Genomic DNA, 14,368 nt, shown 5'->3' with positions numbered 1-14,368 from the left:
TAGGTGCCAATAATGACATTATTATAAATTTTATGTAAAATCACCCTAACTACTGTAGTCACATCATCTCTCAAATAATTTGGAAATCCATCTTGAAACATTTGCTTTGTATAATGATACCAAAGTGTAGAACAACTAAACCAGATGATTAAATAAATAAAGAGCAGCCTATGAGCCAAGCAACCCGTTTGTTAGATTGTTTCCAAAATCTCCGTTGCGATTACATCAAGTTCTTCTGCGAGTTCATTAGGTGTAGGTGTTTCAACCACTTTTATAAAACACTCTCTAAACTGAACTCTTGACTCTACTGGCAATTCAATAACCAAAAACTTTAAAATAAACCACTTCTTCGTTGAACGAGTAATCTATCTATAATCTTTTATTCCACTTTCAAAAGCCTGTCTATCGTCATTCCCAATCCCGTGCAAGGCTTCTTGTAGAGCAAATGTACTTTTATAAAATTTAACTCGCTCAGATATTTCAATACCGTTAGGATATTGGTGAATACACATATCAAAAAAATCCTCACCATAGCTAGAGAGTATTCCAGCAAAGTCATACGCTGGATCACCTATACCAGAACCACCAAAATCTATTATTCCTGAAATCATACTTGTTTCTGGATTCCACAAGATGTTAGACGCTCCGAAATCTCCGTGTATAAGGGTTGTATCTAAATTTGAGAATGCTTTCCCTTTTAGGAACGTTTCAAAAGATTGTGATATTTCCTTTTGAGCGTCTTGTCTGATAAAAGGAAATAATGTATTTTGAATTTTATCATACAGCTTATACATCTCCTCACTAGGATTACGAACCTTTAGTTTCAAATCCCGGCTTGCTTTTTCTCCTGAAATAGAATGGAGTTCTACAAGAAAAGAAACAAGTTGTTTTGCCAACCCTTTTACCAATTCAATACTCTCAACCCCTGTTAAACTTTCATTCCACAAAGGAACACCATCTATTAGTTTATAGCCAGTAAAGACCTTACCTGGTTCTATCTCTTCTAAAGACTGATAGATGGGATACGGAATAGGAGTAGAAACGATTCCTTTAATATATTTCAAAATATCCGTCTCTCTCCTTAATTGAATGATGCCATTTTTATATTTTGGAAATCTAAAAACCAAAGAATTGTTGACAATTAACACATCATTATTCTGTCCAATTTCATTAGGATAAAAGTCTTCAATGGAAAGGTCAGAATAAACAGATTGAATGTTTTCAATAAAGTTATTATTCATTTTAAATCCCTCCTTGTGGTCACTTTCTATTGTTTTGATCACCAAACTTGTTTAACTTTCCTGCACAGTAGTTTACCTACAGTTCTTCACAAACGTTAAATAGATTTTAACATAAATATCCAACAAAAAAATCACCTCTAAAAAACGAGGTGATTTTCATCAATCTTTATTATAAACAATCTATCTTTTTAAGCTACTATGCTCTAGTAGCCAAAAGCGAATATATGCATTCATTTTTACGAAGCATCTTCAAATTGACTATTATATAGATCCGCGTAGAATCCTTTATCTGCAAGTAAATCTTCATGATTACCACTTTCAATAATATCACCGTCTTTCATCACTAAAATCAAATCGGCGTTTTTAATGGTTGAAAGTCTATGCGCAATGACAAATGATGTTCTGCCCACCATCAATTTATCCATTGCTTGTTGAATAAGTGCTTCAGTACGCGTGTCAACAGAGCTAGTAGCTTCATCTAAGATAAGCAAAGGTGCTTTTTTAACCATTGCCCTCGCAATCGTAATAAGCTGTTTCTGTCCTACAGATAAACTTGTATGATCGTTTAAAACTGTATCGTAACCTTTTGGCAACGTTCTAATAAAGTGGTGCAAACCTACTGCTTTACATGCCGCAACTACTTCTTCATCGGTTACATGATCTTTGTTATAAATGATATTTTCCTTAATGGTACCTTCGAATAGCCAAGTATCTTGCAGCACCATGCAAAATAAGTCGTGAACATTTTTACGAGTAATAGATTTAGTAGGTACGTCCTCAATCATAATTTCCCCGCTATCTACTTCATAAAAACGCATGAGAAGATTAACAAGCGTTGTTTTACCAGCTCCAGTAGGTCCGACAATGGCCACTTTTTGACCGGCTTTTATATTTGCAGTGAAATCTTTAATAATCAGCTTTTCTTTCGTATAGCCGAACTTAACGTTTTCAAACTTCACATTCCCTTTAACATCTTTGGCATGTAAAGTGACTTTCTTATCACTTTCATCTTTTAGCTCTTCTTCTTGTAAGAACTCAAATACACGTTCACTTGCTGCGGCAGTTGATTGCAAGCTTGTAGCTGCCTGTGCTAACTGAGACAACGGCTGCGTAAATAAGCGGATATACACCATAAAGGAAACAATAACACCAAATGTAATGGAACCGTTCATTGTTAATGCAGCACCTACTACACAAACAACAACATAGCCTAAATTTCCAATAAAGATCATGAGCGGCATCATCATGCCTGACATAAACTGTGCTCGCCAAGCGCTATTAAAAAGACTTTCATTAATTTCATTAAATTTTTGCGTTGCCGCTTTTTCCGCGTTATACACCTTCATGACATTATGCCCTGAATAAATTTCTTCAATATGGCCATTTATTCTACCAAGGTCTTGCTGCTGGCGTATAAAGTATTTTCGGGATCTTGAAATAATAAAGGTCATTAATACAAATCCAACGAATGTTGCAGCAATAGCAGAAAGTGCCATCGTAACATTAATATAGAACATCATAATCAAAGATCCAAAGAACATAACTCCCGCTGTCACTAACGAACCAATACTTTGGTTTAGAGACTGTCCAATCATATCTACATCATTCGTGACACGACTTAACACATCTCCGTAGGTTGTAGAGTCAAAGTATTTCAGCGGTAATCTATCGATTTTGTTCGCAATATCTGTCCGTAACCTTTTGGAAACTCGCTGCGTAATAGTAGCCATAATAAACGCCTGTATATAATTGAATATAAAGCTCAATCCATACAAAATAGCAAGTAACAGTCCAATTTTTCCTATTGCCGTAATATCAATCTCACCGGGCATGCCTTCCATGATCAAATCGGTGATTTCACTCAGCTTATTGGGTCCAATGATTGTGAAAATTGTTCCTGCAACTGCCAATACAATGGCAAAGATAATCGCTGGTAAATAAGGTTTACAATAGGCAATCAACTTTCCCCAAGGCTTTTTAAAATTCTTGGGCTTTTCTCCAGGAGCCATCATATGACCTGGACCACCCGGACCTTTTCGGGGCTTATTTGTTTGTGTATTACTCATTTTCCAACTCCTCCTTCGATAGCTGTGAATAGGCGATTTCCTGATAAGTCTTACAAGTTTTCAATAATTCACTATGTTTCCCCATACCAACGATTTTACCTTCATCAAGAACAATAATTTTATCAGCATCTTTAATCGTTCCAATTCGCTGTGCCACAATCAAAGAGGTTGCTCCTTTTGTCTCTTTTTTCAAAGCAGAACGAAGTTGACGGTCTGTTTTATAATCTAGAGCAGAGAACGAATCATCAAAAATAAAGATTTCTGGATTTCGATTCACCGCTCTTGCAATAGAAAGACGTTGTTTCTGTCCTCCTGAAAGATTTGTTCCACCTTGTGCGATAGCCGCTTCATAATGGCCGTCCATTTTCTCCACAAACTCTTGCCCTTGCGCAATTTCCACCGCTTTTTTAATTTCCTCATCTGTTGATTGAGTCTGACCGTTATCACCGTAGGCAACATTAGATTTTACCGTACCTGAAAATAATACGGCTTTTTGAGAAACGTAACCAAGCTTATTATAAAGAGCTTCATGTGTATATTCTTTCACATCGATTCCGTCGACTAATACCTCTCCCTCGGTAGCATCGTAAAATCTTGGGATTAAATTAATCAGCGTACTTTTACCACTACCCGTAGAACCGATTAATGCGACAGTTTCACCTTTATGTGCTGTAAAGCTAATATCTTTTAAAACATAGTCCTCTGCATTAGGATATTTAAAGCTAACATTACGCAGTTCAATTTCACCTTCGATCCCCTTTGGTGACGATTGCATTGCTCCCTCCATAATTGTCTGAGGTGTATTTAGTACTTCATTCACACGTGCTACAGATACTGCTGCTCTCGGTAGTAAAATGAACGTCATTGATAATAGCATAAATGCCATAACTACCTGCATTGCATAAGATGAAAATACTACCATATCACTGAACAAACCGATGCGATCCATGCCCCCTGCATTCGAAATCAAATGAGCTCCAATCCAGTAGATAGAAAGAGTTAAACCTGACATAATCAGACCCATTCCTGGCTGCATAAGTGCCATAAGGCGGTTCACAAAAAGATTTGTATCCGTTAAATTCTTATTTACTTTTTCAAACTTTTCTCCCTGATACTGTTGTGCGTTATAAGCATGAACAACACGAATACCAGTTAAACCTTCTCTTGTTACCCGGTTAAGATGATCTGTCTGTTTTTGAACAATTTTAAATTTCGGTAGCACAAAGATAATTAAGTTGCCTATCATAATAAGTAAAACGATGACAGCCACCCCAGTTGCCACTGACCACTCCCAACTTTTCCCGGTAATCTTCAAAATAGCCCATATTGCAAGGATAGGAGCCTTAATCATAACTTGAAGTCCCATTGCAACCGTTTGCTGTATTTGCGTTATATCATTAGTAGAACGAGTAATGAGACTTGCGATTGAGAAACTATTAATCTCCTCCATAGAGAAAGATAGCGTTTTATCAAAAACGCCTTTTCGCAATTCCTTGGAAAGAGACGTTGCTACCCTTGCTGCAAAATAGCCCACAATAACTGCCAATATCATACTGCCAAGGGCACATAACAGCATCTTTCCTCCAGCTGTCCATATCTCGCTCGTTTTACTGCCCTCTGTTTGCACAAGAGTCGTAATTTTAGCCATATAATCTGGTAACTTCAAATCCAAATAAACTTGCCCTACAATGAACACAATACTAGCAACAATTAGCGTCCATTCTTTCGCTTTTAAATATTTAAATATTTTCACCATATTTGCAGTCCTCCTCATTTAGTTAGCATGCTAACTATATAGTCATAAAAACACCAAAATAGCGTCTTCTTCAAGATTCTATATTTTCTTTCATAGCATCCATTACTTCAAAAAACACATTAACCTTCTCTTCCGGGATACCTGTTAGTAATTTTTGTTCAAGAAGCGCTCTACGAGTCATGATACTGTCATGTATTTTCAGCGCATCTTCTGTTAAGACAATTTTTTTGAGTCTTGAATCGTAGGGTACAGATTGCCTTGTAATCAAACCGTTATTTTCCATAGCCTTTAGTATTCTAGATGCTGTTGATTTACGAATAGAAAAGTCTCTTTCAAAATCTTTTTGAAAGACATCTTTATTTTGGTTTTTGTAAAGATAACTTATCGTCCACCCATGCATGGCAGTAAGGTTATCTTTTTCCATTAGGCTTTGATCCAATTGTCTTCTCATTAAGAGCGACAATGTACGCAACTCTAACCCAACTGATCTCTTTTTGCTCAATTTTCTACCTCCTATATGATAACGTGCAAACTTTAGTATTTAAAATGTGTACTGGTGGGGCATGTCGTATTTAACTCATTACATAATTTTAGTCGTAAGACGCTTATGCCCTTAGGTAAAAGATCATCATGTTCAGATTTATCTTCTATTCAGTTTGCCATATTGCCTGCAAAAAGTTCAACAAAAAAGTAAAACCACTTTTTAGTTAAAATAAAGTATGCTAAGTACTGACAAAATAACATTGTTCATTTTCACTCTTCTAAGCCTGAACATTAAAAATTTTACAGCTTGGAATCCGTTGGAAGAAACGTTTTTTCAGTTTAGTTAGGGATTAAGTTTACATATCTAATTTAGAAATGGGAAGAATATAAATGAGCTAGAACCCAATAAGAATTTACAATTTTCAGGAGGATAAGTATGTCTACATTTAATTTGGGTGATAAAGTCCCCGATTTTACTCTTCCAGCAGTTAATGGCGAAGAATTCTCTTTTGTATCTCATCAAAACCAGCATAAAAGTTGGCATCTCATTATCTTTTTCAGAGGATCATGGTGCCCTGTTTGTCTTCATGACTTAAAAGAGCTTGAAGAAAGCAAAAGTTATTTTGAAGGCAAGAATGTACACCTAATTACAATCTCAACGGACCAGTTAGAAAATTTAAAGAAAATGGTTGATGAACATAACATTACTTTTACAGTCTTAACTGATCAAGCGTTAAAAACATTAAAAGCATATGATGTTTTTTATCATGGAGAAAATGCTCCATATGAGGATCATGGTACGCATGGAGAGCCAGCTTATTTCCTGGTTGATGAAAATGGACAATTGCTATATCAACAAAAACAAACCAGCCCATTTGGACGCCCATCATCTACTGAACTTCGCAAAATTATCCAATATATCGGAAAGAATTTAAAGACAAATCAATAAATAAAAATATTTGATTGGGCTCAATTGGAGAGCAACATATGTAGAAAAACAATCCATCTCGAATAATTTGCTTTATACGATTGCTCTAAAATCTAAAATGTTTAAAAATTTAAGGTAATCTCATTTTGAGTAAGATGTGATTACCTTTTTCTGTATATGGAATCAACAAAGCTAAATTTTATTTGTAGCTACTAACATAAATTCGAACTTCGTAAGTTATTCATTAGACTATATTTTCATGTTTAATTCTCTATTGGGGTTATAGAATTGTAACCATTTATCAGCTTCACTAACCATCCACGTTCCAAAGTCATTTAAAAACGATAACAATAGATTTGCATCTATTATGGGTGTTATGGCATATTCAAGTGCTTTTTTCATGTCGTTTTCCTTTTCAGGGAAATAGTCCGAAAATAATTTATAAGCAGGATATAAATCCCTTGTATATGTATTTGCTTTAGTAATGACAAGCGCAAGTCCTGCTCTTACTAAAATTTTCATTATCCACTTGCAACAATCTTTCATATCCTCCATATCAGAATTATCTTGAAGATCATCACAGGCATTTTTAATTTGACCTTGTAAATGAATAAGGTGGTCATTTGCTAAAGCTTCGTCAGCTCTATATTTTGGTAATTGGGGTATTAAGTCTGCTCCAAACACACATATGCCATGGGTTTTGAGTATGAAACTAATGATTGAAAAAGATGACGTATTTAAAATATCTTCTACACAGTAGTAACTCAGTTCAATACCATCTACACAAGTATGTTTTTGATTTAATTGTTGTTCTACTTCTTTTAACCGCTTTACCTGTTGTTTATTAGGGTTTTGCTTTGTAACCGCTATTGTGTCTAAGTCCGCTACGCCTTCAATACCTATCCCTTTTGGAATAGATCCTCTTATGTATACACTATGTAAGTCATCTTGAAGGTGAGTGGAATACGTATTAACCACATCGTAGATCACAGGATGAAAAATTGGGTTGATTTTATCCCAGTCTGAATGGTTAATAATGTGGCCGTCTCTATCAGTAATACATAAACTTCCAATTTCTTTAATAGTAGTCATCTCATAGCTCCTTTTATTAATTTATAGTCACTTTGTCTACCTACAATGCTACGCCTCTCACATTGTTTGTATGTAGCTCATCATACCCTACTAGAATCCGCTGAACTATTTTCATAGCATTTTATCGTTTGCCAAAAGTCTGCATCTTTTGTTCTCTTGTAAAATTTATAAAAGGGTTCTTTTTGGTGAGCAAGTTCTTTATAGATATTAATTATTTCCTGTAAAAGATTTTCGATATGCTGTACAGGCACTCTTTTCACAAATAGCTCCCCTGCCTGTGCATTTTTACCCATTGGAACAGCGCCTAAATATACATCGAAGCTATCTTTCTGATATACAAGCCCAATATCATCATAAACGGCATTATAGCAAGCTGATGCACAGCCATTCATATTAATGCGAATCCTGCTTGGTACTTCCAAGCCTTCCAGCTGCTGATACAGCTCCTCTGTAATCTGTGCTGCCTCCATTTTATCGCCATCACAAAAATCACAAGCCTTCATAGCTACAATCTGACCTTGCTTTACAATATATAAGCCCACCTTTTCCAGCTTCCTTTTGGCCGTCATTAATTCTATTGTCGGTATAGATAGTAGTATACTGTAGGACGCAGAATATTTAATAGCACCCCTCACTCCGACTACCTCTGCGATTGTTTGAAATTGTGCTGGTGTATAATGTTTGTTGATAATGCCAGGGCTCACAGCAAGACGTGTAAATTCACCTTCTCTGTTTAACTTAGCAAATGTTTTTTCAGGAATATTATGGCTAAAAGCATTTATAGTCATTTTTACCCTCCTATGAAAAAAGCTAGCACATGGCTAGCTCTTCTTCTTTATTGAAAGCTTTCTGGATAAAATCCTTGTGCCAAAATTCGAATTGCTTCAGCCGCACGAACACCCTCAGATGCTGCTGATAGTGGTAAAATAACGAAACGTCCGTTTACTACCGCTTCCGTTTCTTTTAGTGCCGGATCATTTTTTAGGAAATTAATTTTTTCTTCAGCAGTAGTTGAACCATAGTCAATTACAACGATAACTTCAGGGTTGCGCTCAACTACATCTTCCTTTGAAACGGTTGTCCAGCCAGACTCAACATCGCCGAATATATTTTTTCCACCTGCTACTGTCACAAGTTCATTCATGAAGTTTTGTGCAGCTGTGAAAACTTCTTTCTCACCACTATCAAATACAAGAATACGTAAATTACCCTCCTCTTGCGGAAGCTTCGTACGAATGTCCTCTACATCTTTTGTCATTTGCTTTATTAATTTCTCTCCACGCTCTTCCACATGGAATATCTTAGAAATATTGCGGATATCGTCAAAAATATCCTCTAACTTAGGATTTGTAATGCTTGAAGATGTATGTAAATAAGTGTGGATGCCAAGTGCTTCTAGTTCTTCTGGTGTTCCGACACCCTTCTCACTAAACCCACTTTTCCAGCCTGCATATAAAAAATCTGCTCCTGCATCAATCACTTGTTCCTTTGTTGGGTATTGTTCAGCTAATACTGGAACTTTTTCATACGCTGCTTGTAACGGTGGATAAATTGCATCATCTAAATATGCTGTTCCGACCATTGAATCCTCTAAGCCTAACGCTAGCATAATCTCTGTCACATGCTGATTTAAGCTAATTGCCTTTTTTGGTGCTTCCGAATAGACTTGTGTCGTATCGTTATTGTCAATCGTTACTTCCGTTGCTCCTGCTTTTGCTGGTTCTACTTGTTCGCTTTTCGATAATGATTCCTGTTTTTCCTCGCTAACACAAGCTGTTAACATACTTAGCATTGCGATTGCAAGAACAAGCCATACGCCTTTTAATGTCTTCATGTCTACTTCTCCTTTTTTCTAAATAATCTATAGAAAGAAATCTAAAACTCCTAACTAACTATAAAAATTGCTCAGATATATAAAAAATATGCGGCTTTTTCGTGACAGGATGTACACTAACTTCCGCATGTACACCAAACACCTTTTGTAACAATGAGGGTGTTAATACATCAAACGGAGTTCCATATGCCGCTATTTCTCCGTCCTTTAAAACATAAATTTTATCGCAATAAGTTGCTGCAATATTTAAATCATGCAAGGCTGCAATGACCGTGATCGGCAAGCCCCGTACTAAATCCATGAGCTGGAGTTGATGCTGAATATCTAAATGATTCGTTGGCTCATCTAATACCATGACCTTAGCCTGTTGCGCCAATGCCCTTGCAACAACGACCCGTTTTTTCTCACCACCAGATAAGGAACTAAAAGTGCGTTCACTTAAATGCAGTACCCCTGCTTGCTGCATCGATTCCTCAACAATAGCTAGGTCTTCTTTTGTATCTACTTCCAAAAGCCTTTTATGCGGTGTACGTCCCATTGCCACAAGATCTTTAACAGTGAACTCAAATAGCACTGGTGTTTCCTGCCCTACGACGGCAAGTTGCTTTGCTATCAACTTTGAAGATTGCTTGTAAATATTTTCATTAAATAAAAATACTTCTCCCTCTTGAGGTTGTAGCATACGGTACATATTTTTTAAAAGGGTCGATTTCCCACTGCCATTTGGACCAATTATGCCCACAAACTCTCGTTCTTGAATATGTACAGAAACATTGTTTAATATTTTCACCTGCTGCACGGCAAAAGTAACGTTTTTTGCAACGTATACCATTTAATTCTCCTCCCCGAAAGAATACATTTGCTTACGCAACATCCATATAAAGAATGGGCATCCGCATAAAGCCGTTATAATTCCAATCGGCATTTCCTCAGGTGCAATCACAATGCGCGCAGCTGCATCAGCCCATATTAAAAATATCGCACCAATTAATGCACTGACTGGCAGTACAAACTTATAATTTGAGCCGACAATCATGCGTACGATATGTGGAATAATCAGGCCAATAAAACCAATTGCACCACTTACAGCAACAAGGACACCTGTTAATAGGGAAATTACTAAAATTAGTAGTAATCGAAATTTCTCTAAATTAACCCCTAGCGTAACAGCAGATTCTTCGCCAAGTAAAAGTAAATTCAAATGGCGTGCATGTAGACGTAAAATTATGTAGACGATCGTTAAAACTACGAACGGAATCATTATATTCACCCATTTCGCTCCGGCCAAACTTCCCATCATCCAATAGATCACTGCCTTTATGCCCCCCTCTTCCTTCGTTATCATCAGCATAAAATTCGTCATTGCTGACAAAACTAGTGACACGGCAATTCCGGCTAATAATAATCGAACAACTGAAATTCGCCCCCCAACTCGTGCTAAGAAAAACACAATCAGTACTGCAATTGTTGCACCTATAAAAGCAGCAAATGATAGCGCATACATACCTAAAAATGAAAAAGTGCCAAGTAAAATAACAGATGTAGCCCCGACAGATGCACCGGAAGATACCCCCAAAATATAGGGGTCCGCGATTGAATTACGAACTAAAGCTTGAATAGCAGCACCCGAAATAGCAAGCCCCGCTCCGACTATTATGGCAAGTACTACGCGAGGAGTACGAATTTGCCATATGATGATTTCCTGTGAACGGCTCCAATCCAATGTAATGCCAAGTGGATTGAACGGGATATGCGATAAAATAATGCGCCATACAATACTAGGTGTAATAGACACAGAGCCTACCATGATCGCTAACGTCATGGATATTAAAACGACACCCGTTAATACGAATAAAAGTAAGTTGATTTTTCTTGTTGTTGGATTCTTCAAAACGCTCTCCTCTCTTAAAGCAAAGGGCATAAAAAAAATCCCCTTATTTACAAGAGGATGGCATAGTTAAATAAAGGGCGTCGATTCCCAGTCACTACAACCATCCTCGTGGTTCTATGTAAGTTTGTTGCTTTTATTGGCAGGTCTCCTGGCTTAGGTTCATCATCTATACGCCTTCCCATAGCTCGCTACAGTGACATATTGTATAGACTCTCCATTACAGTTGCGGGACAGCACCGGATTTGCACCGATTTCCCTTTTAAGCAAACGAACAAGTCATTCGCACCAACAAAATAATATTTTATTAAGTTATAAGAGGAACAATATCAGAATATTTTCCAGATAGCAATTATAATATATATTACAATTAAGCAAAAATGGTGATAAACGAGCGATTAATAGCTGCAAAACAGAACTATTGAACATTAATTATTATTAGAAAAATAAATAAATTTAGATAGCGATTTATCTTACCTTACTATACAAATTCCTCACAGTACACTATGAGTAATCGCCTTCCTCTCTATATTTAATATCAGGGTGGATAATCCGGTGTTTTAATTTTGACTGAATTAAAATGTCTAAAAGACTAAACTTAGAGTTCTTAATAAAAGATGGACTCAATTATTCATATAACCGTTATCCTTAAAATTCATTTATAATTATTAAACATAAAGTTGTAATTATTATTAATAGGAGAAGAGCATATGAAAATAGTAATTGCAGAAAAACCAGACCAGGCTGCAAAATTAGCTTCCCCCTTTTCTTTTACAAAAAAGCCTGGTTATTTCGAAGTTAAGCCAAACACCTACTTTCCGGCTGGAGCACTTATCACATGGGCGATTGGACATCTATGTGAACTGAAAGCCCCGGAAGAATATAATTCTACATGGAAAAAATGGACATTAGAAACATTACCTATTATTCCAGATCGATTTGAGTATAAAGTGACGAAGTCAAAGTATAAACAATTTAATGTAATTAAAAGTTTAGTAAAAAGATCAGACATTGAAGAAATCATTATTGGTGGTGATGCTGGGCGTGAAGGTGAATTGATTATCCGTACCATTTTAAGAGTATGCGGTGTTAATAAACCGATGAAACGTCTATGGATATCATCTTTAACAGAAAACGCTGTAAAAAATGGGTTTGCAAATTTACTACCAGAAGAGAAAACACGTGATATATATTTTGAAGCACTAAGTCGTTCATGTGCAGACTGGCTAATTGGCATTAACACATCCAGATTATACACGGTACTCCTCAAAAGAAATGGCGTGAAAGATGTATTTTCAATTGGTCGTGTACAAACACCTACACTTGCACTAATAGTAAAAAGAGAGCATGAAATTGCAAATTTTAAATCAGAACCATTTTGGGAAGTAGAAACAGAGTTTGATTTCGATGGAAAATTGTTAAAAGCAAAATGGCATAAAGATAACATTTCAAGAGTTCAAGAGGAACGACAAGCCATTGCGATTGCTAATTTCTGTCTCAATAAAAATGTAGAAATTAATAGTATTAAAAGAGAAACAAAGGAATATGCTCCCCCATTGTTATTCAACTTATCTGCATTACAAGCTACAGCAAACAAAGCTTATAAATTGTCACCACAAAATACGCTGGATATTTTGCAAAAACTTTATTTAAAGGGTGTTGTTTCCTATCCAAGATCTGATTCACAATTTTTAACGAAGGAAGAAGCAAAAACACTACCAAAGATACTAGAGCATTTAAGTAAAATTGATAAATACAAAGGTCTTCTTCCGCCACCGACAAGTTCAATTATGAATAATAAAAGATATGTGAATGAAAAAAAAGTAACCGATCACCATGCAATTATTGTTACCGAGCAAATACCTGATGTAGCAAAGCTAAGTCCAGAAGAAGAAAAAATATATGATTTAATTGCAAGACAAGTCATTGCAGCACATTACAACAATGCCATATTTTCTTACACAACAATTCATTCACTTGTTGATAAACGTGCAGAGTTCATCTCTAAGGGCAAAGTGCTAATAGAAGAAGGTTGGCGTAAGGTTATTTATCATTCTAAAGATTACTCACCTACAGACAAAGATGAACTGCTCCCCCTATTACATGAAAATGAGCAAGGTATCGTTGCGAAAGCGAACGTGAAAAAAGGTGAAACCCAGCCACCAAATCGTTTTTCTGAAGGTAATTTGATTACCGTAATGAAAACAGCGGGTAAACATTTAGAAGATGCGGAATTAGAAAAGGTCCTATCGAAAACGGAAGGATTAGGTACTGAAGCTACACGCGCTGGAATTATTGGTACATTAAAAGAGCGAAACTATATCGAAGTTAAGAAAAACCAAGTCTTCGCAACGGCTAAAGGAATGTTACTTATTGAGGCACTAGGTGAAAGTATCTTAACGTCCCCTTCCATGACAGCCAAATGGGAGCAACGACTATCTGAAATAGGTGAAGGCAACGCTTCTCCTAAAGCATTTATGGAACAAGTCAAAAAGCTTGCTGACAAATTGATTTCAGATGCTAACAAGCGTGAAAAGGAATGGGCATTTAATCAAAATGCAGTCGATAAAATCACTGCAAATAATCCGTATACTAAAAAATATACTAAAAGAAAAACAGTTGTTGGGAAATGTATCCTTTGCGAAGGATCAATCATAGATCATGGCACTTTTTACGGTTGTTCAAATTATAAAACAGCAAATTGTAAATTCTCGGTTTCAAAGAAACTATTAAGAAAAACTATTTCACAATCGAATATGAAAAAACTCTTGGCAGCTGGTGAAACAGACTTGATAAAAGGATTTCAAAAAGGCGAAAAAACTTTTAATGCCCACCTTATTTGGGATAAAAAAGAACGTAAGATTAATTTTAAATTTCCACAATAACTTATTGAAAATCGTTTGTATAAATTTAAAATAAAGATTAATCAAATTAATACCTATGCCTTGATAGGGAAAAAGAAAGAGCATGTTTTAAAAAAGGAATAATCAAAACATGCTCTTTATATATGGTCATTCTATAAATATTTTGATCATTTCTATGATCGCGAACGAAAGAACCCGCCGAAGTGACGGAAAGAA

12 protein-coding genes and 1 riboswitch are annotated in these 14,368 nt (G+C 36.1%); of the genes, 2 read left to right on the top strand and 10 right to left on the bottom strand.

Annotation, left to right across the window (positions count from 1 at the left end):
- Positions 1 to 191 precede the first annotated feature (191 nt).
- The 5 genes from MY533_RS09275 to MY533_RS09255 form a co-directional block, all read right to left on the bottom strand.
- Positions 192 to 338, bottom strand: coding sequence for a hypothetical protein (locus MY533_RS09275; RefSeq protein WP_256469531.1), 147 nt, complete (start codon positions 336 to 338; stop codon positions 192 to 194).
- Positions 339 to 365: 27 nt separating this feature from the next.
- Positions 366 to 1,241 (bottom strand): phosphotransferase family protein, encoded by an 876-nt coding sequence (locus MY533_RS09270; RefSeq protein WP_248718875.1) that lies wholly within the window; start codon positions 1,239 to 1,241, stop codon positions 366 to 368.
- A 236-nt stretch (positions 1,242 to 1,477) separates the two neighbouring features.
- On the bottom strand, positions 1,478 to 3,307 hold the full coding sequence (locus tag MY533_RS09265) for an ABC transporter ATP-binding protein (RefSeq protein ID WP_248718874.1): 1,830 nt from the start codon (positions 3,305 to 3,307) through the stop codon (positions 1,478 to 1,480).
- Positions 3,300 to 5,063 (bottom strand): ABC transporter ATP-binding protein, encoded by a 1,764-nt coding sequence (locus tag MY533_RS09260; protein ID WP_248718873.1) that lies wholly within the window; start codon positions 5,061 to 5,063, stop codon positions 3,300 to 3,302. The genes MY533_RS09265 and MY533_RS09260 overlap by 8 nt, the downstream gene beginning before the upstream one ends.
- Positions 5,064 to 5,133: 70 nt before the next feature.
- Positions 5,134 to 5,565 carry a MarR family winged helix-turn-helix transcriptional regulator gene (locus MY533_RS09255; protein WP_248718872.1) on the bottom strand — a complete coding sequence of 144 codons (432 nt, stop codon included), beginning with the start codon at positions 5,563 to 5,565 and terminating at the stop codon, positions 5,134 to 5,136.
- A gap of 417 nt (positions 5,566 to 5,982) precedes the next feature.
- Here MY533_RS09255 and MY533_RS09250 point away from each other — a divergent pair, with 417 nt between their 5' ends.
- Positions 5,983 to 6,495 carry a peroxiredoxin family protein gene (locus MY533_RS09250; protein ID WP_132358561.1) on the top strand — a complete coding sequence of 171 codons (513 nt, stop codon included), beginning with the start codon at positions 5,983 to 5,985 and terminating at the stop codon, positions 6,493 to 6,495.
- Between the two features lie 228 nt (positions 6,496 to 6,723).
- Here MY533_RS09250 and MY533_RS09245 read toward each other — a convergent pair whose 3' ends face one another.
- The 5 genes from MY533_RS09245 to MY533_RS09225 all read right to left on the bottom strand — a co-directional run bounded on the left by MY533_RS09245 (position 6,724) and on the right by MY533_RS09225 (position 11,222).
- Positions 6,724 to 7,566, bottom strand: a complete 843-nt coding sequence (locus MY533_RS09245; protein ID WP_248718871.1) for a nucleotidyltransferase — start codon at positions 7,564 to 7,566, stop codon at positions 6,724 to 6,726.
- Positions 7,567 to 7,646: 80 nt separating this feature from the next.
- Positions 7,647 to 8,354: a precorrin-3B methylase gene (locus MY533_RS09240; protein WP_248718870.1), complete on the bottom strand. Its 708-nt coding sequence runs from the start codon at positions 8,352 to 8,354 to the stop codon at positions 7,647 to 7,649.
- Between the two features lie 47 nt (positions 8,355 to 8,401).
- Positions 8,402 to 9,400 (bottom strand): ABC transporter substrate-binding protein, encoded by a 999-nt coding sequence (locus tag MY533_RS09235; RefSeq protein WP_248718869.1) that lies wholly within the window; start codon positions 9,398 to 9,400, stop codon positions 8,402 to 8,404.
- A 58-nt stretch (positions 9,401 to 9,458) separates the two neighbouring features.
- The gene (locus tag MY533_RS09230; protein ID WP_248718868.1) at positions 9,459 to 10,232 is read right to left on the bottom strand and encodes an ABC transporter ATP-binding protein; all 774 of its coding nucleotides are present in this window, start codon (positions 10,230 to 10,232) and stop codon (positions 9,459 to 9,461) included.
- On the bottom strand, positions 10,233 to 11,222 hold the full coding sequence (locus MY533_RS09225) for a FecCD family ABC transporter permease (RefSeq protein WP_248719186.1): 990 nt from the start codon (positions 11,220 to 11,222) through the stop codon (positions 10,233 to 10,235).
- A 189-nt stretch (positions 11,223 to 11,411) separates the two neighbouring features.
- Positions 11,412 to 11,596, bottom strand: a riboswitch (cobalamin riboswitch).
- 402 nt (positions 11,597 to 11,998) lie between these two features.
- On the opposite strand from MY533_RS09225, the gene MY533_RS09220 reads away from it, so the two are divergent.
- Positions 11,999 to 14,173, top strand: coding sequence for a DNA topoisomerase III (locus MY533_RS09220; protein ID WP_248718867.1), 2,175 nt, complete (start codon positions 11,999 to 12,001; stop codon positions 14,171 to 14,173).
- The last annotated feature ends 195 nt before the right edge of the window (positions 14,174 to 14,368 follow it).

This window comes from Lysinibacillus sp. Ag94 (assembly GCF_023242215.1).
Taxonomy (GTDB): domain Bacteria; phylum Bacillota; class Bacilli; order Bacillales_A; family Planococcaceae; genus Lysinibacillus.
Note: the sequence above shows the minus strand (reverse complement) of the source record. Positions and strands in the feature narration are given on the sequence as shown.